This window comes from Pedobacter cryoconitis, assembly GCF_014207135.1.
GTDB lineage: Bacteria > Bacteroidota > Bacteroidia > Sphingobacteriales > Sphingobacteriaceae > Pedobacter > Pedobacter cryoconitis_D.
The window spans coordinates 330,357-356,935 of the sequence record NZ_JACHCC010000001.1; the positions used below are offsets into that span (position 1 = coordinate 330,357).

Genomic DNA, 26,579 nt, shown 5'->3' on the forward strand with positions numbered 1-26,579 from the left:
CTTTACCTTTAAAGGGTATTGATTCAGGAAAATTAAATAGTATTTTGTTAAATCATTGGTCTGTACTATTGCATTTCAATTTTATTATTTACGTGATCTTCTCTGTTTTTGGGACAGGTTATCCAGCCTGTCAGCTTGTAAATTTAAGTAGGTGTTTATTTATCCTATCCTGCGGAATAATTATACAATTATCGTTCCTCTTCTTATTATAAGAAATAGTGCCTGTTGGTAAATAGTTGCCAGTCACAGTTTAAAACATGTTGTCATTATATTGTTACCTCCTGGAAAGCTTATTTTTTAAGGTTTTGGAGGATATTTTTATGCAATAGGGTATTATTTTCCCCATTTAAAATCAATACTTTTGGAATACGAACGAATTATATTCTAATTAATGAACGCAATTATTTATGGATAAAGATGAAATTGTACTCAGCGAAATACTGGTAGCTGCCAAATCGTTATTTGGAAAATTTGGATTAAAAAAAACGACAATTGATGATATTGCCGCTGCAGCAGGAAAAGGTAAGAGTACCCTTTATTATTACTTTCCAGGGAAGAATGAAATTTTTGCAGCAGTAGTCAAAGATGAGATGAAGTCTGTCATCCGAAAATTGCGCGAAACAGTCAATGGATTATTATCCGCTGAAGATAAACTGAAAGCTTTTTTAAATGTCCAGAGTATTGCGATCCAGGAATTCAGGAGCCTGTATAAGGTTATTTTTGAAGATATGATCGAATGCAGAAGGATGTTGTTGCCGCTGCGATTAAAATATGAAGAGACGCAACTGGGCATGATCAGTGAAATTATTCTTGGGGGTACACAAAGTGGTGAATTCAGGGAGCTCTCTGCCGAGAGTATCCATAAGATGTCTTTTGTCCTGATTGTTGCTTTCAGGGGTTTGCATTTTCCATTATCTATAAATCCTTCCGAGGTACAGTCGCATGAGTATTTCGATGAGCTGGTGGATATGCTGATCGAGGGGATAGGGAAATAGATTCCAGGGTTAATTTCTTTAAATTTATATAGAGGTTATATATTGTAATAATGATAATCAAATGTTAATGATATTTAATTAATATTGTAGATTGTTATTTTAAGTAAGACTCCCAATGTCTTTTTATTTAAAATAATACCCTAACTGCCTCAACTGCAATATATTTAATGAAGATTATTCCTACTATCTGTGCTTCCTTTCTGCTCTGCTTTTCTGCATCTGCACAGGATGCCCCTTTTGAAAAAATCGCTCCGGTATCACCTCAGGCTGCTTCTTTAGGTAAATTTCTAGAAATACCAGTTGGTAATTATACTGGAATTCCAAGAACTGATATACCTGTTTTTACTATTCAGTCTAAGGAAATATCTGTTCCGATCAGTCTTGATTATCATGGTGGTGGAATTAAAGTGTCAGAAGTTGCCTCGAATGTTGGACTGGGCTGGGCATTGAGTGCCGGTGGAAGTATTATTCAGCAAACAAGAGGTCTACCTGATCAGGGGGCTGGTGGATTTCTTGAAAATTATGCAGTAGTCAGGGACTTTTCAACTTTTTCAGGTCTTAAGATTCAAGAGGTTGCTGAACAGGTTGTTACGCAGGGTTCGTTAGATACAGAACCTGATATTTTTTTCTACAACTTTAATGGCAAAAGCGGAAAATTATTTTTTGATACGGATGGCCACACTGTTCATACGATACCAAGGTCAAAAATAATTGCAACTTATAAACCTGGCGCTGCATCCAGTTGGGAGATTATTGCTGAGGATGGATTTAAATATGTTTTTGCGTCCGAGGAAGTCTCGGAGAATGTAACAATAGGGATTCCTTCATCTAATAGATCCAGCTCATGGTATCTGACTGAGATAATTTCACCCAATTCTACTGATACTGTTAAATTTAATTATAGATCAGAGAGCTTCTCTTCAACTAGTATCAATTCTGGTGTGGCTTACGTAGGGCCTATTAATACAGAAGCAGGTAAGTGTCCAGGCCCTTCTAAATCAACAACCAGGAATTACACTTCTACGAAGGGGAAAGCATTAGATTTTATAACTTTTTCTGCTGGAAAAGTAAAATTTATTCCTGAAGGGAAGGAAAGATCAGATCTGCCAGGTGCTTTTGCAATAAGCAGTATAGTGGTTTATGATAATAAAGATGTTCTGATTCGTAAGATTGATCTTTCTTATTCTTATGGTATTAATCAGACTACCAAAAGGCTTTTTCTTGATCAGGTGAAATTTGTAGATCTAAGTGATACGGGAAATCATATGATTTATGGTTTTGAGTATGATTCTAAAAACAACCTTCCGGCATATGATTCTTATAGCCAGGATCATTGGGGATATTTTAATGCTGCAAATAATTTAACAACTGGATTTGTACCTACCACGCAGCTAACTAATTATAATAATGAAACATATACTTATCCTGGGGCTGACAGAAATCCCTCAAGTGGAGCAATTTCAGGGACTTTGATAAAAGTGAAATTGCCAACTGGAGGTACTCAGGAATTTCAATACGAAGCGAACACAATTAGTGGAAGAATTATAAATACAGTCCCAATTAAATATATAGGAGGAGCTAACATACATGGTGAATTAGATGAAAATAATGCACCAAAGTTAGAGTATAAACTATCTTTCTCACTTAAAGATGATAATAGAAAGGCAGAAATTACTTTTAAAAACGGACCAGTTAAAGGTCAAGGGACACCAGGACCATTGGGTACAATAACTGGCCCAGATAATTATAAGTTAACGATGTCTTACGCTGAAACAAGTAAGGTAGTCACCTTAGGTAAAAAGGGGCAGTATACCTTTACTGTAAATTTCAACAGTTGGCCGGAATATGTAGACAAATTTAAGTTTAACATATTATATCTGGCTACACCTGAAGATTTCTTAAAAGATACGGTGTTTAAAAATGAGGTAGTCGGGGGATTAAGGATCAGTAGAATTCAGATAAAAGATCCTGTTACTCAGAGTGTATTTGTCAAAAAATATCTTTATTCAGATTTTATTAAACCAGATTTAAGTAGTGGTGCTCTTGTTTCAAGTCCTAAATATGCTATGGAAGTTGACTTGGGGCCGTTGTATGAATGTCAAATGACAAGAATCTCATCTTATTCGAATCTTCCATTAAGTACAACCGGAGGAGCATTTGTTGGTTATAAACATGTTATTGAACTGATAGGAGAAAACGGAGAAAATGGTAAAAATGAATACTTTTATACAAGTCCCTCTGGGACACCCGATAAAGTAGTTCCCAGACCCTATGCGGTCACTTCAAGAGAACATCACAGAGGCAAACTGACAGAAGAACTTAATTACAAATTTGAAAATAACAAATTTGTCTTAATTAAGAGGATACAAAACGATTATGCAGATATTGGTCAGCAGACTTTTCCTGCTATAAAGTTTGTAGGACAAGTACCTGCATTTCTAAATAATGTAATATTTTCTGGAGGAATAAAAGGTGCTTATGTATTCTACGATACAGAAACTGATTATTATAATTTAGTCGGCCAAACTACAAGACTTTATAATGGCACAGATCTGCCAGTTACAACAACTCAATCTTATACTTATAACGATAATAATCAGATCATAAAAGAGGTGTCAAATGACAGCAGGAATAATTTGAATACTCAGATATCTTCTTACCCCCCTGATATGGTAGCTAAAGGGATAGAAACTCCATATAAGGAGATGGTAAACCGGAATATGCTTAATACAGTTATTGAGAAAGAGAACCAATTAAATGATATCTCATTAAAAAAGAATATAACTGTATATGCTAAAGGTATATCTGATGATAATCAGTTGATTTTGCCGTCAGAAATACAAACTAAATTTAAGGATGAGCTTCCTGAGACTCGATGGAGATATAATCATTATGATAAAAATGGAAGCCCTGTAAGTGTATCTAAAGAGAAAGGTGTTAAGATAAATTACTTATGGTCATATAATGGACAGTATCCTATTGCAGAAATTAAAGGAGCGGATTACACAACTATAGAGAACAAACTGGGGGCTAAGAAGATCGCGGACTTCAGTGAGCGTATTAATCCTGATATTAATGATGTACGTGCTTTTCTTGCTCCCTTGTTTACCGATTTCCCGAACCTGGAGATTGTTTTCTATTCTTACAAGCCACTCGTTGGGATGCTTAGTCAGACAGATGCTAAAGGGCAGACGACCTATTATGAATATGACGGATTTCAACGATTGAAAAATGTGAAAGATCAACAGGGAAATATTATTAAAAATACTACTTATCGTTATAAAGATTAATGCCTCATGAGAAAATATTTATATTCCGTTGTCCTGTCTTTTTGTGTTTTGTTTCTGGGTATTCATCAAAGTAAAGGCCAGGTAACCAGAAGTCTGAAGTTGAACAAGTATAGTAATGAGACTGAGATTACAGCTATCGAAGATATAGAGTTACAGCCTGGATTTGAGATTCCGGAGGGAAAAACTGTCAATATCTTTACCGGGATTAATTTTGATAATTGGGTGGCTTTATCCAGTAAACCAAGTTCTGACCAGAACTATATATTGAGCCGGGTCTTTAGAAGGGCGGGTATTAAAACTGATACTGATGCAAGTTCAAATACCTATAATACTGCCGAGGTTAATCAGACCATTCAGTATTTTGATGGACTGGGGCGTCCTTTGCAGACAGTAATGGTACAGGCAAGTCCAAAGTTTTATGATGTGGTGCAGCCGGTGACTTATGATGCTTTTGGCCGGGAGGATAAAAAGTATCAGCCTTATGTTATTGAAAGTAACGGCGGAACTTACCGAACTGATGCACTGAAGGACCTGAAAGACTTTTATGCTAACCCGGGTGCTGGAATTGCTGTCACAGCTTATCCTTATGGACAGACTGTTTTTGAACCGTCTCCATTGAACAGGGTTGTTGAACAAGGAGCACCTGGTGCCGACTGGCAGCCGGTTTCCGGAAGTAATATCGGACATACTCAAAAAATGGAGTATGGAACGAATGACGATGAGGTAAAGCTATGGATGGTGACTACGAACGGAGCTTCAGGAACAACTAATTATGGGGCAGGTAAATTATATAAAACGACCTTCAAAGGTGAAAACTGGAAAGCTACAGATTTAAAGGCTGGTACAACAGATGAATATAAGGACTATGATGGTCGTATAATCCTGAAGCGAGTTTGGGAAACTGATAAGAGAGGCCTGTCTACTTATTATGTCTATGATGATCTGGGTAATTTGCGTTATGTATTACCTCCAGCAGTGAATGAAAACGGACAAAGTACGGTGAGCAGTTTTGTGGAAAGTGATGATGTCTTTAAACAGTTTATTTATGGCTATCATTACGATGGACGCAGACGTCTGGTTGAAAAACAGTTGCCAGGTAAAAAGTGGGAGTACATGATTTACAATGTACTTGACCAGATTGTATTGACTCAGGATGCTAACCAGAGGGCTATAAACCAATGGGTGTTTACCAAGCATGATGCATTTGGAAGGATAGTTGGCTCAGGTCAGTATACAGATGCGAGTAAACGTGATGCAATACAAGCGACTGTGAATATACAAACTGTCCTGTGGGAGACCAGAAAAACAAACGATACTGGTTATGATAATCTTTCTTTTCCGCAAACAGCCAGTCTGGCTGATTATTACTTGATCAACTATTATGATGATTACGGCTTCCCCGGTGTCGGAACTACTGATCAGCCTTCGGGTAATCAGGTTGGGGCAGAGCGAGTGAAATCATTACTGACAGGGAGCAAGATCAGAGTATTGGGAACAGAGACTATGTTGCTTTCTATCTATTATTATGATACTGAAGGGCGTATAGTCCAAAGTAAAGTTGAGAACCATCTGGGTGGAAAAGATATCATTGACAATACCTATAACTTTGCAGAAGAGTTAACAGCAAGTAAGCGTAGCCATACAACAAAAGGTAATGTAGTAACAGTTGCTAGCCGTTATTTCTATGATCATATGGGGCGTAAGATAGCCACAACTGAAAGTATCAATGGCCAGACAGAAGTGATACTGAATAAACTGGATTATACAGAGACTGGTCAGCTATTGAGTAAACAATTACATAGTATCAATAATGGTAGTTCTTATCTTCAACAAACCACTTATGGCTATAATGAAAGAGGCTGGTTGACTAAAAGTATGGGTGATCAGTTTAACTTGCAATTGAAATATAATGATGGAGATGTACCGCAGTGGAATGGTAATATTGCAAACCAGATCTGGGGCAGGAGTAAAGGAACTTTAGATAATACGTTTGCTTACAGTTATGACTCGTTAAACAGATTGACTAAAGCAGTATCTCCAGGGCTTGGAGAGAGTATCAGTTATGATGTGACGGGTAATATCAAGACCTTAGACAGAGAGGGTAAAGGAACTAACACTTATAGTGGTTATACCGGTAACCAGTTGACTAAAATAACTGGTTTTACCAATAGTGAATATAGTTATGATGATAATGGCAATTTAACGTATGATAAAGAGAAGAACATTAATCTGACTTATAATTATCTGAATTTGCCACAGACTATCACAGGCAGTCAGAATTTAAGTTATACCTATGATGCCACAGGGAATAAACTGAAGAAAACTAGTGGTTCAGAAACTACGGATTATATCCGTGGTGTTCAATATACAAATGGGGTAATCGACGTTGTTGCAACAGAAGAAGGGCAGGCGAGAAACAATCAGGGTAACTACAGTTATGAATATAACTTGTCAGATCACTTGGGTAATGTAAGAATGACCTTTAACAAACATCCGGTTGAAAATATATTAGCTATACAGCAGAGTGATGATTATTATGCCTTTGGATTAAGGAAAAATTCAAAACTTGGATCGAATAAGTATCTTTATAATAGTAAAGAGTTACAGGATGAATTAGGGCAGTACGATTACGGTGCCAGGTTCTATGACCCGGTAATAGCTAGGTGGAATGTTGTGGACGCATTAGCAGAAAACCATTATTCAGTAACACCATATAATTATGTATTAAATAATCCTATAAATACAATTGATCCACTTGGATTAGACACAGTCCCCGTTAATAAAGTTACTCCAGAAGTTTGGCATAATTTTGATACTGCAGGAGACAATATAAGTTTGAATGAAGTTGGTGTTACAGCAAAAAGAGGAGGGGCAAGGGCTCAATCTGCTTATAATGGTGTAGTAGGTGAAGTCCAAAGCAACTATCGTAAGAGTACTGGTGGACTCTTTATGGGATATCCAGACAATTTGCAAGGAGTAGCAACTACTGTTTTCCATGAGAGATATATCGCACATAATGAGATAAATCCTTTTTCTGGTCAGGGTAGGGTTGTTGGTTTGGAAGACGCAAACTGGATTATTGATTTTGCTGTAGGTGGTATCTATAGTTTGACAAAGACAGGGGCGGCCGTAGCTGCCGAAGAAGGAGGTCTAAATTTGTTTAAATTCGGATCTCCACAAGCAGAAGCATCAACTGGGTGGAAAACTGGTGATAGGTTTTTGAAAATGTTTGATCAGGGTTCTCCTAAACTAAATTGGAAACAAAATTCCGGATTTTTAAGACGAGAAATGGGTGCTGGAAATCCTATTTTTGATTCTTACTTAAAGGCCAATGGAACTCTACAAGAAACAAGAGGATTCTTAAATGCAGAACGGAGTCTCTTGCAAAGTCGTGGATGGAGTTTTAACCCAAATCGTGGTGCGTGGATGCCACCTAATTAAATAAATAACAAAATGAAATTTAACCAGATAATCCTTGAGAAGCTAGGTGTGCTTTTTCAAAAATGTAATTTAAATATCATTGAACAACGAGATAATTATCTAAAACTGCTGTCAAAATATTTAGTAATTATTATTGCTCATAATCAACTTGAAAATTCTAATACTATTTGGTTAGGTAGAAATGATGATAAAATGGATAAAGTGGAGGTTGATAATAAGGTGCTTAAGTTGTTTTTTGGTTCTGATTTAAAGTTAAGCGATGTCTCTGTTGAGATTTTTGTAAAGAACCTTGTTTTGTTTTTTGAAAATGAAGCACAGCCCCTACTGAGAGGAGATATAGATAGAATAAATAAATTAGAAGAGTTTGATTTGGAGAGAAGTCAAAAATATACACAGGGATTATTAGATAAACAGAGTTTAGTAGCTGCTAATAAGGCTTGGGATGAAGGAGACTACAGAGAGTTTATTAAGTTGATAGATGAGACTAATAAAGATGAGCTGCCTTCATCTTATCAATTGAAGTATAAAATTGCTGTTCAGAAATTATAGTTTCAGTTCCAAAGCGGATTATACAAAATTACCCATCTGATATACCAAAACTATCCTCTAATTAATGATGTAGGCCCGGGCATAATGCCGGGCTTTGTTGTTTATTGGATATTACCGTTACTTGCTATTATAGTCTTCTTCGTTTTAATGATTGTAAATAGTACGATGTCACTAAAACATCCTTAGTCATAGAATTATCTAATAATCCGTTCCCCTCCAAACAATACCTCTTTCCTGGTTTTAAATCAATATTTTTGAAACGGTAAGTGTTTCTCTAAACTATCAAAACAGATACTTTGATGGTATTGGGAATTAACAATTTAAACCGCCATATTTATAAGATGAATTACCTGGATATATTAGATCAGGTCAGAGCGCATGTCTCGAGCTTGTTTCATACTAAAAAAGACGAGAGATTAATCTACCATAACCAGACACATACCGAACAGGTTGTCAAAGCTGTAGTCAAAATAGCCAGCCATTATCAATTGTCTGATCATGACTTCTTTATCGTCAATGTTGCCGCCTGGTTTCATGATGTCGGTTACCTGATTAACTGTCAGTCACACGAAGAAAGAGGAGCAGCCTTAGCCAAAGAATTTTTGAGTTCAAAAGGGGTAGAACCCGCTATCACAGATTTAGTAACCAACTGTATTCTCGCTACAAAAATGCCACAGCATCCTGTCGGTTTGCTCGAAGAAATTGTCTGTGATGCCGATCTGTTCCATCTGGGTGGTGAAAACTTCAAAGAAAGAAATAAGCTGATGCGCAAAGAAGCGATGGCTTTCACAGGAAAGGAAATCGATAAAAATGAATGGCGCTCAAAAACCATTATACTTTTTGAATCCCATCATTATCACACCGACTATTGTCAGGACTTACTTTCTGCAAAAAAAGAGATGAACCTGAACGAGCTCAAAGAGAAATTAGAAAAAGACAATCATCAGGAGAAGGAAAAAGAAGAAGAGAACATAGATCCGGTAGCTCTGGTTACCAGTAAAAAAGAAGATAAAGTGGCAAAAAAAGAAGATAAAAAGAAAAGTAACCGGCCTGATAAAGGGATCGAAACCATGTTCCGGATTACTGCCGGTAATCATCAGCGGCTAAGTGATATGGCCGATAATAAAGCCCATATCATGATCTCGACCAATTCTATCATCTTATCAGTTATCCTGAGTATACTACTGCGCAAACTTGAAGATAATCCGCATTTGATAATCCCAACTTTACTACTACTGATTATATGTGTGGTGACTATGGTATTCTCTATTCTTGCTACGCGGCCTACAGTCCCTCCGGGTACATTTACTGCCCAGGATGTCCATGATAAAAAAGTAAACCTGTTATTCTTCGGTAATTTCTACAGAATGACCCTACCAGACTATACTGCTGGTATGGAAGAAATGATGGAAGACAGAGATTTTCTCTATGGTAGCCTGATCCGCGATTTATATTCACAGGGTGTAGTCCTTGGGCGTAAATACCGCTTGTTAAGGATTGCCTATAACGTTTTTATGTTCGGTATCATTGCTTCTGTTCTTGCATTCGTTATTGCCATTGCGGTTGTAGCTATATAAACACAACATGAAAGAATATGTCTTTTTTAACCGTGACCTGAGCTGGCTGAGTTTTAATGAGCGGGTGTTGATGGAAGCAGAAAACGAGCAGGTTCCCTTGCTGGAACGCATCCGGTTTCTGGCTATTTATTCTTCCAATCTGGACGAGTTTTACCGGGTACGTATGCCTGTGCTGATGGCTATTGACAATTTTGATGAAAACAGCGGATTAAACAATAATTACTATAAAGCTCAGTTTTTAATCAACCAGCAACAACAGCGGTTTGGTCATTTACTAGCCAATCAGCTACTACCCGCGCTGAAAGCAGAAAATATCCACTGGTTATACAATGAACCTATTCCCGAATCCATTACAGATGAACTGGCAAGAATCTTCTTTAATGAGGTACTAGCCTATATCAGGCTATTCCGTATAGAACAAGATGAAAATGCTTTCTTCGCCGAAAATAACCGGTTGTACCAGGCTGTAATCCTTTCGGACGCTGCCGGAATCGAGCGACTCGAATTGATTACAATTCCATCTGAAGCCTTACCCAGATTATACGCAGTTAATAAAGACGACCAGAAATACGTGGTTTTCCTCGATGATATTATCAGGAATAATCTCGCTTATCTTTTCCCTGGTGAAGCTATCAAAGGTGTATTTAACATCAAAGTCACCCGGAATGCCGAGCTGAATATCAAAGAAGAAATTGATGACCTTGACGAAGATATTACCGCCGAACTAGAAAAAGAACTGAAAAAACGTGATCTCGGTATTGCCACCCGTTTCTTATGCCAGCCTGGGATACCCCTGCGCCATCTTTACCGGATGATGTATGCGCTGAACCTTTCCAAATCCTCAATCGTAGAGGGAGGTTTTTACCATAATATGAAAGATCTGAACAGCTTCCCGCTGAACGGAACTGCGCTGAATTATCCGAAATGGCCAGCCTTGCCAGTGCTGTTACTCAAAAAAGAAGATACCTTATTTAGCCAGATCCAGAAAAAAGACCTGATGGTACATGTACCTTATCAGAACTATGACCTGGTCCTGAGATTCTTTAATGAAGCTGCCAATGACAGTTTCGTGGAAGAAATTTACGTGACCCTTTACCGTGTGGCAGATAATTCAAGGATTGTCAATGCACTGATGTCTGCGGCAAAAAATGGTAAAAAGGTATCAGTGATGGTAGAGCTCAAAGCGAGATTTGATGAAGCCAATAATATCAAATGGGCCTCACAGATGAAGGCTGCGGGTGTAAAAATTATTTATAGCAATAAAGAACTCAAAGTACATGCTAAAGTAGCCCTGGTCAAAAGAACCATCAGAGATCAAAGTCAATATCTTGGTTTACTGGCCACCGGTAACCTGAATGAATCTACAGCCAGATTTTATACCGACCATATCTTACTGACAGCTAACCAGGATATGCTGGCTGAACTGAAACAACTTTTTGGTTTCCTAAGCAAAAAGAAGAAGAAACCAATGCCGGAAGATACCATCAATTTCAAACATTTGCTGGTTGCTCAGTTTAATCTTCAGCAGCGGTTTATTTCGTTGATTGACCGGGAAATCCAAAATGCTAAAAAAGGCTTGGCTTCGGGTATTACCATCAAAATGAATAACCTCGAAGAAAAGATCCTGATTGCCAAATTGTACGAGGCTTCAAACGCAGGTGTAAAGATTCAGCTGATTGTAAGAAGCGTATGCTGTTTAATTCCCGGTATACCAGGACAGAGTGAAAATATTATCGTCAAACGGATTGTAGACCGTTACCTGGAACATGGACGTATCTTTCTATTCCATAACAATGGAGAACAGGAGCTTTTCATGGGATCGGCCGACTGGATGAACAGAAATATCTACGGAAGAATAGAAGTCTGTTTCCCCATCTATAGTGAAGAATTAAAAATAAGACTGATAGAAATCTTAAATTTACAGTGGAGGGATACCGTTCAGGCTGTTGAACTCAATGAAGAACTACAGAATAACTATTGCCAGGGTGAAATTCAGAGCTGTTCACAGCAGGCGATTTATGAATTTTTAAAAGAAAATACCGTATCAACTATTGAATATAAAACATCATGAAACTGTTTTTTAAAAGACTGAGTTATCTTTTTCCTGTACTTATTCTGATCGGGTTTTATGCTTGTAAACCGGCTAAACAGAATTTTAGCAGTCCGAAGGGATATAACCTGAACAAGCCGGAGAAATTTACGATGCCCGAAAGTCTGCAGGAGATTTCAGGTATTGCCTTTTATAAAGGTAAAAGCGATACAGTCTATTCCATTCAGGATGAAGACGGCCGGCTTTTCAGACAAGCCTGGGGAATCAAAAAACAAAAACATGCAGTCTTTGGTAAAAAAGGAGATTATGAAGATCTCGCTATCCTGAATGAGACGGTGATTATCCTGAGAAGTGACGGTGTACTTTATACTTTTCCTTTTAGCGAAGCGACCAAAGACAAAGTAACCAATATCAAAGAATGGGATGATTTGCTGCCTGACGGAGAATACGAGAGTATTTATGCAGACCAGCAGACCAACCAGATTTACCTGCTTTGTAAGAACTGTAAAGGAGATAAAAAGGGACAGTTTATGTCCGGTTCTATTTTTACCTATAACCCGGTAAAAAAAGAGATGATTGCTTCCGGTGAGTTCTCTATGGATCTGAAAGATCTGATTAGCAAAGGACATATCCTGAAAACAGGGATGAAAGCTTCGGCACTGACCAGAGATCCGCATTCCGGAGAATGGTATATACTCTCTTCAGTGAACAAATTGCTGGTGGTTGCTACACCCGACTGGAAAGTTAAAAGTGTGCACCGGTTAAACTCTGCAACATTTGTTCAGCCCGAAGGACTGGCCTTTGATCAAGAGATGAATTTATATATATCCAATGAAGGTGACGAACTCAGCTCCGGTAATATTCTGAAATTCAAGTTTAAACCCTGATCTGAAAAAATTATGATCCGGTAAATAATTACCAGATCCAAGACGCTTATAATTATAAAAAATGCAGGCAATAACCATTGACTTTAACAAATATGTATGCGGGAATGAGCAGAATGGAATGAAGGCCGATGTCAGGCTTTCATTAAAACCATTTATTACATTTCTTCAGGAAAGGATGATTACAGAAAAAACAGCCAAGATAAATTTCTATAATTATCTGCTGGAGCAATTTGCAGTTTTTCCTGAACTCAAAGATCCCATTCCTGTTGAAAATGTAAACAAGTACAACCACCTGTTTGAACTGATATATACAGCTTTGTCACCTATTATTAACGATGAGCGTGAACAGCTTTGGGCATTGAGTAAACCTATCTGCCCTTGTTTCTATTATGGAACAAACTCTTTTTATAATGTGCTGCTTGATAAGCAACAAGAGCATTTGAACACCGATTTGTCACTGCCTTCTCAAAAAGAAATGCAGGATACGATGCTCAGAAATTTATACAGTCTGATCCTGCAGAAATTTTATCATTTCAGTTTCGGTACTGACCAGCATATTATTAAATCTATCCTCGACAAGGAGACCCAATTACTGAGATACTACAAGTTGAATATCGATACCCGGTTTATAGAGGTTAAAAACAAAATGCCTTTGCCCGAGCTGACGATCCAGCATATCAAAGAGTATATGCAGGATGAAAGCAGTAGTTTAGAAACGCTGAGTACTTTACTACCATCCGAAATGTTTAGTATCGAAGGTATTTCCATTGTAAGTCTGGTGGATATTACTTCCGAATATGCGCTGGAATCTATCAAAAATACAATTATCGCCCATAACGAGTGCCAGGTGGGCTGGAGCAGCTCGATGATCTCGACTGCGCTTAAATCACTGGCTGGACACAAAGATATAGAGTTTAGCTTATTGCCCTATCTGAGGCTGAATAATAAGACACTGGTTTATCACCATCAGGGTTTTCAGAGTATCATCGATCAGCAGGCAAAACTGAGCGGGATGGGAGAAGAAGCTTACGCTGCTCTGGTTAATACATTTGTAGAACATCCGCGCCGGTTGATTTTCCCTTCGATCAGCGAGGAAGACCAGTTGGCCTATCCTATGCTGAAGCTCGTTGCCGATGCAGGAATCAGATCCTATGGCCTTTTTCCTTTATACTATAATGCAAAACTGGTTGGTTGTTTAGAACTCTACACCAAAGATGAAACTGCATTTAATGGCAGCACTTTATCCCGTATAGAAACGGCTTTACCTTTACTGGCGCAGCTTTATCAGAATATTATTATTGATTTCAATAATGAGATTTCTGCTATTGTGACTGATAAATTTACAGCTTTGCAGTCCTCTGTCGAATGGCGTTTCTACCAGGCGGCTTATAATTATATGAACTCGGGTGCCTGGGAAAAGAAACTGCCTATAGAACAGGTTTATTTTAAAAATGTACATCCTTTTTATGGGGCAATCGATATCCGGAATTCAAGTATTGAGCGGAACCTGATGATCAGAAAAGATCTCTTTGCTCATTTTGAAGTCCTGGAAACTACGCTGGCAAATCTGAAAACAATCATCCCTGAAGTAATGGAAGATGATTTTCCGAGACAGCAATCGTCCTGGGACCATAAAGGTTTCGACGAGATTTCTGATCGGGAGATCATGAAAACTGATGATTATCTGCAACATCAGCTGCCACCTTACCTGAATGTACTGAAAGACATATATCCACAGGCAAAGGGAATAATTAATGAATATTTTGAGCTCACAAGCCCTGGAGGTAAGATATTCCAGAACAGGGACAGTTATGAGCTCAGTATGCAGACAATCAACCGTGCAGTCAACAAGTATCTTGATCAGTTCAATGCAGAATTACAGCAGGAGTACCCTTGTTACTTTGAAAAATTCAGAACTGACGGAGTTGAGTTTGACATTTATCTGGGGCATTCCATTGCACCTGATTTGGAATTTAGAGATGGTCTGCTGGCTGATTTTCGTTTAAGACAGCTAAAAGCCATTGCCGAGATCACCCGTATCACTGCGGGGCTCAGATCTGCATTACCTATACCAATGGAAACCACACAGCTGATCTTTGTCTATGAGAAAATTATAGACATCAGCTTCCGTTTGGATGAACAAAGATTTGATGTGGAGGGAAGTTATAACATCCGTTACCAGATGGTCAAGAAGAGGATTGATAAGGCGCATGTCAAAGACAGTACAGAACGTCTGACTCAGCCAGGTAAAATAGCCATAGTCTATTTTAATGGCGCTGAGGCAGATGAATATATGGGTTATATCAGTACGTTACAGAAACAAAAAATACTAACAGAAGAGGTAGAATTCCTGGAAATAGAAGAATTACAGGGGGTGGAAGGATTAAAGGCATTACGTGTAGAAGTCCTGATCAAAACAGATTAATTAAATGAGTATATTTTCCGGCAACTATAAGTTAAAGACAGGTCCTGCAGTATTCTTACTTGCAATTTTTTTGGTTTTCCCCTTCCTGAGCAGCGCACAGCAGCAAAGGACAAAGGATTCAATTACCATAGCAATCTCTCCCGTTTATGATTCTGTATCTAAAACACATCGTTTTTTCCTGGGAGAGAACTACCGAAAATTATGGGCTACGCCAGTAAGGATGAGAATTGTCGACTTACAAAAGGAACATGGAGGGATGAAAGTCATTCAGCTTGGTGGAGGGATGCAGACCCGTTCCTTACGTCTGGAAGATGCTTCGGGAAGAGAATGGGCACTCCGTACAGTGCAGAAATATCCGGAAAGAGGTCTGGCAGAAAAGCTGAGAGCAACTATTGCCAAAGATATTGTGCAGGACCAGATTTCGACAAGTCATCCTTTTTCTGCCTTGGTTGTACCGCCTTTAGCCGATGCACTGGGCATTCCTCATGCTAATCCTGAAATCCTTTATGTAGGCGATGATCCGGCTTTAGGAGAGTACAGAAAACAATTTGCCAACGCTGTTTATTTGCTGGAAGAACGTATGCCTGCGGGATATGAAAAAAGTGATAATAGCCTGAAGGCGCAGCGTAAGGTCGATGAGGATAATGATACCCATATTGCTCAGAAGTTAGTGTTAAGAGCCAGGTTACTCGATTTTATAGTCGGTGACTGGGACAGACACGAAGATAACTGGAGATGGTTAAAGCTGGATGATCAGGACGAAAAGGAATATGTTCCTGTACCACGTGACAGGGACAAGGTCTTTTATAAAACTTCGGGTGTATTTCCGTGGGTCCTTTCTCATCAGTGGCTGAAAGCAAATCTTCAGCCTTATGAACCCGTGATCAGAGCCGTAGACCAGTGGAATTTTAACCAGCGTTATTTTGATCGTTATTTTTTAAACGGGCTTAGTGAGAAGGACTGGAGAGAAGTAGTGAAATATGTGCAGGAAAAGCTACAGGACGGTTTGTTAAGACAGGCGATGTTACGTATGCCGGCTAATATTTTTGCTGAAGGAGGGGAGGAAACGCTGAAAATTATGATCGCCAGAAAGAATAATCTGGAAAAAAGTGCATTGGATTATTATCGTTTCCTGGCAGTTACTGTCGAGGTCTCTGCTTCTGATAAGCGCGAGTATTTTGAGGTGAAACATAAGAAAAATGGAAATATAGAACTGACCATCAATAATATCAAAAAGAATGGAGAGAAGGGACGAACATTATACCACAGGACTTTTCAAAAAGGTATAACCCACGAAATCAGGTTATATGGAATGGGAGGAGAAGATGTCTTTGAAGTTTCGGGAGAGACCCGTTCACCGATTACTGTTCGCATGATTGGCGGTGGAGGAAAAGATAAATTTGATGTTAGTCCGAACCATAAATCCAATACGTTTATTTATGACCGTTCGGACGAAGAGAATGAGTTACCGGCTTCGTCTGTAGCCAAATTACGTTTATCAACTGATACTACGGTTAACCAGTACAATAAGAAAAGTTTTATATACGATCAGTTTGGTCCTTTATTCCATCTGAATTACAATATTGACCAGGGGATACAAGCTGGTGTAGGTCTGATTCTGGAAAAACAGGGTTTCAGGAAATATCCATATGCCTCTAAACAGGAGTTCTGGCTTGATTACTCAACGGGCAGACAATCGTTTATCTTAAATTATGCAGGCGACTTTAAGAAGGTCATCGGGAATACTGATTTTAAAATTAATGCAAATTTTCTGGGCCCTAATAACCTGAGCAATTTCTTTGGTCTGGGAAATGAAACGGCATTTATCAAAGATGACGGTAAGGGAATGCCTTATTACAGGAACCGCTATGATTACCTCACCGCAGATTTTCAGCTTTACAGAAAGCTGGATCACTGGACTGTAGGTGGTGGCCTGGCTACTGAATACTATACCAGCAGTCGTAAGGGAAACCAAAACAGGTTCCTGAATGATTTTAATCTGGCTCATCCCGAAGAATCGGTTTTTGCCGATCGTCTTTATGTAGGTCTGGTTGCCGAGGTAAAATATGATTCGAGGGATAATATCGCTATCCCTAAAAAAGGTATTTACTGGAATACCAGAATAACTGCCAATCAGCAGCTGAATGATGATCATGAGCGTTACGGAAAAGTACAATCGGAGTTCCGTTATTATCTGAGCCCGGGAAATGGTGATTTTGTCATTGCCAATCGTTTGGGTGGGGGAACAACTTTTGGTGATCCAGAATATTTCCAGCTGATGCAGTTAGGGGGAGTACACAATCTCCGTGGTTTCCATACCAATCGTTTTACCGGTAAATCCATGTTATATTATAACCTGGATCTCCGGATGAAATTATTTGATTTTACTTCTTATATCGTTCCCGGATCTGTTGGGCTATTAGGATTTAATGATGTTGGCCGGGTCTGGATGCCCGGGCAATCTTCCGATCAGTGGCATTATGGTTATGGGGGAGGAATTTATGTGATTCCCGCTGACCTTATCCTAATCCAGGCAGCTGTTGGCTTTTCAAAAGAGAGTACCATGCCTTATATTTCTATAGGATTTAGTTTCTAAAAAAGAGCAGGTTGCTGATCGAACCGGTGGCCTGCTCTTTTAAGAGCCTGTCTAAATTCAGTTCTTAACCTGTTTGTAAATAACCTTCAATGTGTTGTTTATCCCGTTGACAGTACTGCTGATAGTTTCCGGATAATTATCACTGTTATACGAATAACTAAAAGTCTGATTCTTTTCCGGTTTTAGAGGGAAATTACATTGCTGTAAGTTATTCCTGGCAGACAGGAAAAGATTATCTTCTTTTTCCAGGGTGAGTAACCATAAATACCCGGCGTGTTTGAATAAGCCATTTTTAGTGTCGTAATCGAGTTTTGCTTCCTCCGTATTCCCTTTTTCTCCAATCAGGTTACCAGCTTCATTATATGATTTTTTTAGTTTATCTGTCAGACGGTCATTCATATCATAATAATTGATCTCACTGGGCTGATTAAGGCTATTATAACTTAATGTGTAATATCCGGTTTCGGTATAATTATTTCCCTTGACCACTGCCATTGAACCCTGTATCACCTGACCTTTTTCATTGAAATCATAATCTGTTGAGGAAATTAAAGCCGCACCCTTATATCTTTGCAGGGTTAATGGTTGTCCGGCTGCATTATAGGTCATCAGCATACTGGTTCCGTTACCATATTCTATTTTAGCGATGGATAAATCGGCCGTATAACTGATCTGCATACCTGATTTTCCTGTTCCAAGCTGTATAGGAATAAGTATTTTTGCAGATGGCTGTACAACTGGCGGGATTATCTTTTCATCAATTTCAGCTGCCCTTTCTCCTTTTTTACAACTTGTAAAATGGCTCAATATCAACAGACAAATAACAGGTACATGTTTTGTGAAAACTCTATTCATAACGATTAATTTTGGTTTTGATTAAAACCTCAAGCTAGTTCCATTATTTAGATATGTGTTTAATTATTTAGAAATTATTTTGCTATTGTGTAGAGGGAAGAGGAGTGCTAGTCGGGTTGTGTTCGGGTACTGGTCGGGTACTGGTCGTAATGAATCCATATTCAGGGTATCCTGCGTGTATGGTGAGGCCACGTTTTTTCTAAGTAAAAGGTGGCCTTAACGTGGGGTAATGGTGGCCTCATGTTGGCCTCATCCCGAATAGTACCCGAACACAACCTAACCAGTACCCGAAGACAAACCATCATGAAAGCGATCATTTGAACTATGGAGGTATTAATTCATTTCTTTTAAATTCCCTGTACAGGAAAATACCTTGCTAATAAGGGGAATCGTTAAAAAATGAAAAACCAATTGCTTTTATTTGAGTTATAACTCATATTTTAATAGAAAATTACAAGACCCTCTTTATGGAAATAATTCATCTGAGTGCAGAATGTTATCCGATAGCTAAAGTAGGCGGCCTGGGCGATGTTGTCGGCGCTTTGCCAAAATACCAGAACAAGCTGGGCCATTTCGCCAAAGTAGTCATGCCTGCTTATAATAATTCGTTTCTGATACAGAATGAGTTTGAAGTAGTTTATGATGCCTGGGGAAATATCGGTGCCCGTCATTTTCCGGTGCGGATCTTCAGGGAAAAAACAAACAAACTGGGATTTGATCTTTACCTGGTCTATATAGCCGGGCTGACTGACCGTGACCGCGTTTATGGTTATGACGATGATACAGAACGTTTCCTGGCTTTTCAGATCGCTACATTGGATTGGATCAGTCAGTGGGAACATCGTCCTGATGTCATTCATTGTCATGATCACCATACCGGTTTGGTCCCATTTATGGTTGGTAACTGCGAAAAATACAGGGGTCTGAGAAATATTCCCACGGTATTAACGATTCACAATGCTCAGTACCAGGGACAATTCGGATGGGATAAATTACATGAGCTTCCGGCTTTTGATTTATGGAGAGCTGGTCTGTTAGGATGGGAAGATGATATTAACCCGCTGGCTTCGGCTATAAAATGTGCCTGGCGCGTAACAACAGTTTCTCCAAGTTATCTGGAAGAAATCAGTTATAGTGCTAACGGACTGGAAAGCCTGCTGGCCAGCGAACGTGCAAAATCGGTCGGAATTCTGAACGGAATTGATAATGAAGTATGGGATCCGCAGCATGATCCTATGCTGGAAAAAACTTACAATAGCAGGACAGTAGAAAATGGGAAAAAAGCAAACAAAGCAGCTTTATGCGATGTTTTTAATTTAGATCCAACCAAACCATTGTTCACTTTTATTGGCAGGTTAGTAGGGGAAAAGGGAGCAGATTTATTACCTGAGATTTTTCATAATTCATTAGCACACAGCCGCGGGAATATCAATATTCTTGCATTGGGATCCGGCGATCCGGTTGTCGAAGGGAAATTGTTGGAATTAAAGAACTGGTTTCCTGGTGTATATAACGCTTATATTGGTTATAACGAAAAAATGTCCCATCAGATTTATGCAGGGGCTGATTTTATTCTGATGCCTTCGAGGGTAGAACCTTGCGGGCTCAATCAGCTATACGCTTTGCGTTATGGGACTATACCAATTGTACGCAGAATTGGCGGGTTGAAAGATACAGTGGTGGATATAGGAGATGGTGGATTTGGTATCTGTCATGATCAGACCAGTGTATGGGATGTAGGGCATGCTATCGGAAGGGCTTATGACCTTTACCAGAATAAAAAACACGTAAAAGATATACTTAAATATAGTATGCAAATAGACCACTCCTGGGATAGAGCAGCCCAGGAATATATAGACCTGTACCAAATGTAATTTAACCATATGACTGAAAAAGTACTAGGAGTCATCCTTGGCGGTGGCCAGGGCTCCAGATTATCGCCGCTTACCCAGACCCGTTCCAAGCCAGCAGTTCCGATAGCTGGTAAGTATCGTTTGGTAGACATTCCTATTTCGAATTGTCTGAATTCTGGTATCCATCGTATGTTCGTACTTACACAGTTTAATTCAGCTTCTTTAAACAAACACATTAAAAACACCTATCATTTCAGTCATTTCAGTGATGCTTTTGTAGACATCCTGGCAGCGGAACAGACACCTGATAACCCAACCTGGTTTCAGGGAACTGCTGATGCTGTCCGTCAGACCATGCATCATTTATTACAGCATGATTTTGAATATGTGCTGATCTTATCGGGTGATCAGTTGTACCAGATGGATTTTAATGAAATGCTGAATGCACACGAAGAAAGCGGTGCTCAGGTTACCCTGGCAACGATTCCAAGTACGGCAAGGGATGCAACTGGTTTTGGGATTCTAAAAGCGAATGAAGAAAATATTATTACTTCATTTATTGAGAAGCCTAATGCAGAGCAGCTGGTAGACTGGGCTTCTGATACAGGGCCTGAAATGCAGGCTGAAGGACGTAATTACCTGGCTTCAATGGGTATTTATGTTTTTAACCGTGATTTGCTGGTAAGGATTTTTGCAGAGAATCCCGATGAAAAGGATTTTGGAAAAGAAATTATCCCACGTGTTTTACAGACGCAGCGTGTACTGAGTTTTCAGTATGAAGGGTACTGGACAGATATTGGAAATATCAGTTCTTTCTTTGAAGCGAACCTGGGCTTAACCGATGACATTCCTAAATTCAATCTGTTTGACAGTAACCAGAGTATTTTTACGCGTCCGCGGATGTTACCTCCGACCAAAATTCTGAGTACTTCACTGAGTAAAGCAGTGATCGCCGAAGGTTGCATCCTGAATGCTGACCTGATTAAACATTCTGTAGTTGGGATACGCTCAAGAATAGGGAATGGTACTTCTGTTGAGAATACTTATATCATGGGAAGTGACCGTTATCAGACACTGACAGAAATTGCAGAGGAGAATGCTGCGGGCAGACCATTGATCGGAATCGGTGACCGCTGTAAAATAGTGAACGCTATCATTGATAAAAATTGTAAGATTGGAAATGATGTCCAGATCATTGGTGGAGCACATTTAGAGGATGGAGATTTCGAGAATTATGCAGTTAAAGACGGGATTGTTGTCGTGAAGAAGGATGCTGTTATTACCAATGGAACTGTTATAGGATAATTCCCTGATTGAATACATTACAAAGCCGTTTGCAGGAAATCCTGTAAACGGCTGTTTTGATTATAAAATATACTGATTTGATGAGATTTACATACCACTATCTATTCTTTCTTTTCATCGTTTTAATAACCAGCTCTGGTTATGCTCAGGAAAAAAAAATAAAATTAACGACTGATTTCTACAATGAGATAGGAAAATATAATCTCTCTGAAATTTTAACTGCTGATAGTATTCTGGCGGTAGACCAGATAGACGGAGAAATCACGGAGCGAAGAATCAAAAGAGGAGAGATCCTGGGTTTCATAGGGGATAAGTATCAGCGGATCCTGATCCATCTGATTTCGGTAGTTAAGAATCCCAAAAAACCTGGAGAATATTTAATCTATGGAAAGTCGAAGGTGAAGGAAAATATCTGTTCATTCCGAGGGACTTTAAAGATACTCGAGGCAAGGCTTTACAGAAACAATAGTATTCCAAAATACCGGGAAGGTCTGATGGTTAGTGAACTTTATTTAAATGAGGAAAAACAGCAGGTTTCGGCAGGATTCTTTAAAGGTAAGCTATACAGCAGGTTTGTTTTAGACGACAGCAATAAATTAAAATATTGTGCAATAAATTTTGCAACTGATGGCTTCTTAAATAATGCATTTACAGGTAGCTGGACAAGCTATAAAGGTGGTGCTTCTAAAAAGTGTAACTGGGGTGATTTCAGAATTCCAGGAAGTGGTGATCTGGATATCGGCGCAGGCGAATTTAGTGTAAATAGCCGTTATCTTGAAAATGGCTGGAAAACCTATAAAGATGCGCATGCAGATCTCAGAGAAGAGGGGTATACAGAGGAGATTATTGCTAAGGCTATGGAAAAAGAAAACGAACAGTGGTGGAAATAATAGTCTAAATCACGATTTTAGTATTATTCTGCGTGGGATGTGCAGTACAGATCAGTACTCTGCCCTGAGCAATTTCCTCATCAGTCAGGACTTCGTTATAATCCATTCTTACGCCCCCCTCGGTACAGGTGGATACACAGGTGCTGCAAATTCCTGCACCACAGCTGTAGGGTACATTAATATGATGGGAAAGCGCTACTTCGAGAATCCGTTTATACCAGGGTACTTCTAACTGATAAACCTGATTGTTGTGCTCCAGGATGACGGTGTAAGTGTTTTTGTCTTTGACGACCTTTTCGGTCATATCGTCTTCATCGATTTCATCTTCAGGGATAAAATAGGTCTCTTTTTTAATCTGATCCAGTCTGAAACCCATTCCCAGCAGGTTAATCCGGCAGGAAACCATGTAATCGATAGGGCCGCAGGTATAACAAAGAGCCTCCGACTGTTCGTAGATCAGATTGGTATTCACGAGATCGTGGATCAGGAAGCTGTTTAACCTGGCAAACTGGAGATTTTTAGAATCACTGAACAGATAAATGAGTTTTAACCGTTCAGGGTATTTTTTCTGCCATTCATTTAGTTCTTCATAGAACAGGGTCTGACTGGCAGACCGGTTGCTGTAGATCAGTACTATTCTGGAATATTCTTCCTGGAGTAAAGCAGTTTTTAAAATGGAAAAAACGGGTGTGATACCTACGCCGGCTGCAAAAAGAAAGACGGTACGTTGGATTTGATCAACCGGGGAATAGGTAAAGATCCCTGCCGGAGGTAAAACTGTAAATATATCTCCGACGGCAGTCTGATGATGGAGATATTTGGAAATTTCTCCGTTTTCAACCAGTTTTACGGCTATACTCAGTGGCTCGTCCATTGCAGGAGAACTACAGATAGAATAAGAACGCCTGACTTCTTTCCCCTTGACCTGGAAAAGAACAGTGAGGAACTGACCAGCCTCATAAGCTGGTATTTCACCGTTTACCGGGGCAAACTGAATGAAGACATTTTCTCCCGCACGTTTTGAAATCTCTGTAATACGTAATTGCAATGTGGTGATCATAGGCTGCAAATCTATCGATTTCCTTAAACATAGTTAAAAACAAGCGAGAAGATGGTTTTTTGATGAGGAACAGAGCTGACTTCGAGACTGCCATAATGCATTTTCATGATATTACGGGTAATGGTCAGTCCTATACCTGAACCATTTTTCCGTGTAGTGAAAAACGGAACAAAGATCTTTTCTGCCAGTTCGGGCTCGATCCCTTTTCCATTGTCGCTTACTTCAATAAAAAGCCGGTTTTGTTCTAAGCGGTAATCAATTTCAATCAGTGGGTTTTCGACATCTTCCAAAGCATGTATGCTGTTGGTAACAAGATTAATCAGCGCCTGTTCTACGAGTTTCAGGTCGACATTAATGGTGATTTTTGAAGAAGTCTGGCTTACTGAAAGTTTTACGTTTTTGGCGGCAGCAAAAGGCTGCATCAGTACCTGAATATGCTGAAGAATACCACCGATACTGTGTGATTCGAGTTCGGGTGTAGGCAATTCTGCAATCAGACGATAGTCTTTGACAAAATCGAGCAGACCTAAGGAACGTCTTTTGATAGCCTGTATAGCTGGCCGCATATCTTCAAGGTCTTCTTTGTCCAATGCTTCTTTATTGGTGATCATGCTGTTTATCGTATCAGAAAGAGAACTGATAGGCGTGATAGAATTCAGGATCTCATGAGAAATTACACCTATCAGCCTGTTCCAGGCCTCGGTTTCTTTTTGCTCAATCTCATCTTTGATATTCTGAAAAGAGATGATCCTGTAGTTCTTGTTATAGAGGTTAATAGGAATGACCTCGGTAGACAACTGAATGAGTTTGTCCTGAATTTTAAGTTCCAGAAACCGTTTTCCTCCCTGAAGTATATTTTCAATTTCAGTAGTAAATACGGGCAGGTGCTCTTTCAGACGGTGCCAGTATTTATAAGCCGGAACTTGCAATAACGCAGCAGCGGCCTCATTAAAAAAGGCTATTTCAGCTTGTTCAGCAGCATTACTGCTGTCCTTCACTACGATTACACCGACGGGAACTTGCTGGAGGATCGTTTTAATTAGCTGGAACATTGCATCCTGTTCGAGCTGGATGTCTTTATGCGTTTTGATGATGTCATCAAATGATTCGTACAGATCCGGAAAACTTCCTTTAGTACTTTTATTCCTGAAATTCAGGGTATGATCCCGGGTTTTGACCGCTACTATAAATCGTCTGATATCAGATTTGATCTGGTTAATATAATTGTACAGCGAAAAGATACTTAATAGCAGAATGCAGGAAACTCCGGTAATGGTAAACCATAACGAGGTTTTAAGGACAAGATAACCGAGTAAAACAGCTAGTGCATTAATCAGCAATAAGTAAAGCAGCAGCCTGAAAGTGAAACGTTGATAAAACATAGGTTATAATCCGAATTTTTCTATTCTGCGGTACAGGGCGGCCCTGGTAAGCCCGAGTTCGGCAGCTGCACGTGAAATATTGCCTTTATGGTTCTCTATTGCTTTTTGTACCATCATCTTTTCCATTTCTTCGAGGTCAAGTGTTGCCGGTAATGGGGCTGCACCGCCAAAACGCTGTGGGCTTAACTGTAAATCCATTTCGCTAATCTCGTTACCATCGGCCATGATTATTGCTCTTTCAATAACATGCTGCAATTCACGGACATTGCCTGGCCAGTGGTAATGAAGGAGCATATCACCTGCTTTAGTATTGATATGGGTGATGTTTTTATGGTATTTGGTACTAAATGTATGTAAAAAATGATTGGCAAGCAGCAGGATATCTTCGGCACGCTGGTTCAGCGGGGGAAGTTCTAATTCCACGGTATTAATCCGGAAAAGTAAATCCTGGCGGAAAGTTCCTTTGGCAACCATTTCATTGAGTGGCATATTGGTCGCCGTAATCAGTCTTACATTTACTTTCCGGTCTTTACTTTCCCCTAAACGGGTCACGGTACGATTTTGTAAAACTGTCAGCAGTTTTGATTGTAAGGGTAAAGAAAGGTTACCAATCTCATCTAGGAAAATGGTTCCGTTATCAGCCAGTTCAAATCTTCCTGGACGGTCATCACGGGCATCGGTAAATGCACCTTTGGCGTAACCGAACAATTCACTTTCAAACAGGTTCTCATTTAAAGAACCCAGATCGACATGCATGAAAATATGGTTCTTCCGCAGCGAATGCTTGTGCAGTTCATAAGCGAATACCTGTTTACCGGTACCGTTTTCTCCCAGAATTAAGACATTGGCATCGGTTGGGGCCACTTTAACCAGGGTATGCTGTAAATGTTTTATTGGCGTTGAGGTACCGATGATGTTTTCGAATTTCCTGGCCAGATCGGTCTGCATGGAAGTATGGATTTTTTCCAGCTTTTTAACCTTTTTAGTCGATTGTCTTAATTTGGATGCTGCCGAAAGGGTAGCATAAAGTTTCTCATTTTCCCAGGGTTTGAGAATAAAATCGGTGGCACCTTTTTTTATCGCCTGTACGGCCAGCTCTACGTTACCATAAGCAGTCATCAGGATAACAACGTAATCTTTATCAATAGATAATATATGTTCCAGCCAGTACAGTCCTTCACGGCCGTTACTGGCCCCTTTCTGATAATTCATGTCGAGCAATATAATATCTATCTCGTTGTGACTCAATAACACATTGATCTCTTTAGGCGATTTACAGGTGACAACCTGGTTGAAATGCTGCTTTAGAAAAAGCTTTGCACTTAACAAAATATCATCGTCATCATCTATTACTAAAACATTTGCGTCTATCATTTTTAAAGGATTTTACTCAAAAATAAAGGAATTGTCCGAAGCTGTACAAG

General features: G+C 39.3%; 16 protein-coding genes. 12 read left to right on the forward strand and 4 right to left on the reverse strand.

Annotated elements, in window-relative coordinates; genetic code table 11:
• Nucleotides 1-407 precede the first annotated feature (407 nt).
• The 9 genes from HDF25_RS01265 to HDF25_RS01305 all read left to right on the forward strand — a co-directional run bounded on the left by HDF25_RS01265 (nucleotide 408) and on the right by HDF25_RS01305 (nucleotide 17,810).
• Entirely contained in the window at nucleotides 408-995 is a 588-nt protein-coding gene (locus HDF25_RS01265; RefSeq protein WP_184621963.1) for a TetR/AcrR family transcriptional regulator, read from the forward strand.
• Between the two features lie 167 nt (nucleotides 996-1,162).
• Nucleotides 1,163-4,285 carry a hypothetical protein gene (locus HDF25_RS01270; protein ID WP_184621965.1) on the forward strand — a complete coding sequence of 1,041 codons (3,123 nt, stop codon included), beginning with the start codon at nucleotides 1,163-1,165 and terminating at the stop codon, nucleotides 4,283-4,285.
• Between the two features lie 6 nt (nucleotides 4,286-4,291).
• Nucleotides 4,292-7,726: a DUF6443 domain-containing protein gene (locus HDF25_RS01275; RefSeq protein WP_184621967.1), complete on the forward strand. Its 3,435-nt coding sequence runs from the start codon at nucleotides 4,292-4,294 to the stop codon at nucleotides 7,724-7,726.
• Between the two features lie 12 nt (nucleotides 7,727-7,738).
• The gene (locus HDF25_RS01280; RefSeq protein WP_184621969.1) at nucleotides 7,739-8,275 is read left to right on the forward strand and encodes a hypothetical protein; all 537 of its coding nucleotides are present in this window, start codon (nucleotides 7,739-7,741) and stop codon (nucleotides 8,273-8,275) included.
• Nucleotides 8,276-8,616: 341 nt separating this feature from the next.
• Entirely contained in the window at nucleotides 8,617-9,852 is a 1,236-nt protein-coding gene (locus HDF25_RS01285) for a Pycsar system effector family protein (RefSeq protein WP_184621971.1), read from the forward strand.
• A 7-nt stretch (nucleotides 9,853-9,859) separates the two neighbouring features.
• Nucleotides 9,860-11,923, forward strand: coding sequence for a polyphosphate kinase 1 (ppk1, locus tag HDF25_RS01290; protein WP_184621976.1), 2,064 nt, complete (start codon nucleotides 9,860-9,862; stop codon nucleotides 11,921-11,923).
• Complete coding sequence (locus HDF25_RS01295) at nucleotides 11,920-12,789, forward strand: SdiA-regulated domain-containing protein (protein WP_184621978.1); 870 nt, start codon at nucleotides 11,920-11,922, stop codon at nucleotides 12,787-12,789. The genes ppk1 and HDF25_RS01295 overlap by 4 nt, the downstream gene beginning before the upstream one ends.
• 61 nt (nucleotides 12,790-12,850) lie before the next feature.
• Nucleotides 12,851-15,214 carry a GAF domain-containing protein gene (locus HDF25_RS01300; RefSeq protein ID WP_184621980.1) on the forward strand — a complete coding sequence of 788 codons (2,364 nt, stop codon included), beginning with the start codon at nucleotides 12,851-12,853 and terminating at the stop codon, nucleotides 15,212-15,214.
• Nucleotides 15,215-15,218: 4 nt separating this feature from the next.
• Entirely contained in the window at nucleotides 15,219-17,810 is a 2,592-nt protein-coding gene (locus HDF25_RS01305; protein WP_184621982.1) for a BamA/TamA family outer membrane protein, read from the forward strand.
• Between the two features lie 57 nt (nucleotides 17,811-17,867).
• Here the strand turns inward: HDF25_RS01305 and HDF25_RS01310 are convergent, their stop codons facing one another.
• The gene (locus HDF25_RS01310) at nucleotides 17,868-18,665 is read right to left on the reverse strand and encodes a hypothetical protein (protein ID WP_184621984.1); all 798 of its coding nucleotides are present in this window, start codon (nucleotides 18,663-18,665) and stop codon (nucleotides 17,868-17,870) included.
• Between the two features lie 467 nt (nucleotides 18,666-19,132).
• On the opposite strand from HDF25_RS01310, the gene HDF25_RS01315 reads away from it, so the two are divergent.
• From HDF25_RS01315 to HDF25_RS01325, 3 genes are all read left to right on the forward strand, one after another.
• Nucleotides 19,133-20,539, forward strand: coding sequence for a glycogen synthase (locus tag HDF25_RS01315; protein ID WP_184621987.1), 1,407 nt, complete (start codon nucleotides 19,133-19,135; stop codon nucleotides 20,537-20,539).
• A 9-nt stretch (nucleotides 20,540-20,548) separates the two neighbouring features.
• Nucleotides 20,549-21,823 carry a glucose-1-phosphate adenylyltransferase gene (locus HDF25_RS01320; protein ID WP_184621989.1) on the forward strand — a complete coding sequence of 425 codons (1,275 nt, stop codon included), beginning with the start codon at nucleotides 20,549-20,551 and terminating at the stop codon, nucleotides 21,821-21,823.
• An 80-nt stretch (nucleotides 21,824-21,903) separates the two neighbouring features.
• Nucleotides 21,904-22,713, forward strand: coding sequence for a hypothetical protein (locus tag HDF25_RS01325; protein WP_184621991.1), 810 nt, complete (start codon nucleotides 21,904-21,906; stop codon nucleotides 22,711-22,713).
• A gap of 4 nt (nucleotides 22,714-22,717) precedes the next feature.
• Here the strand turns inward: HDF25_RS01325 and HDF25_RS01330 are convergent, their stop codons facing one another.
• Genes HDF25_RS01330 through HDF25_RS01340 form a run of 3 tightly spaced genes read right to left on the reverse strand, consistent with a single transcriptional unit; the run spans nucleotide 22,718 to nucleotide 26,529 of the window.
• Complete coding sequence (locus tag HDF25_RS01330) at nucleotides 22,718-23,773, reverse strand: ferredoxin--NADP reductase (RefSeq protein WP_184621993.1); 1,056 nt, start codon at nucleotides 23,771-23,773, stop codon at nucleotides 22,718-22,720.
• Nucleotides 23,774-23,796: 23 nt separating this feature from the next.
• The gene (locus HDF25_RS01335) at nucleotides 23,797-25,155 is read right to left on the reverse strand and encodes a sensor histidine kinase (protein ID WP_184621995.1); all 1,359 of its coding nucleotides are present in this window, start codon (nucleotides 25,153-25,155) and stop codon (nucleotides 23,797-23,799) included.
• Between the two features lie 3 nt (nucleotides 25,156-25,158).
• Nucleotides 25,159-26,529 (reverse strand): sigma-54-dependent transcriptional regulator, encoded by a 1,371-nt coding sequence (locus tag HDF25_RS01340; RefSeq protein ID WP_184621997.1) that lies wholly within the window; start codon nucleotides 26,527-26,529, stop codon nucleotides 25,159-25,161.
• Nucleotides 26,530-26,579: the final 50 nt, after the last annotated feature.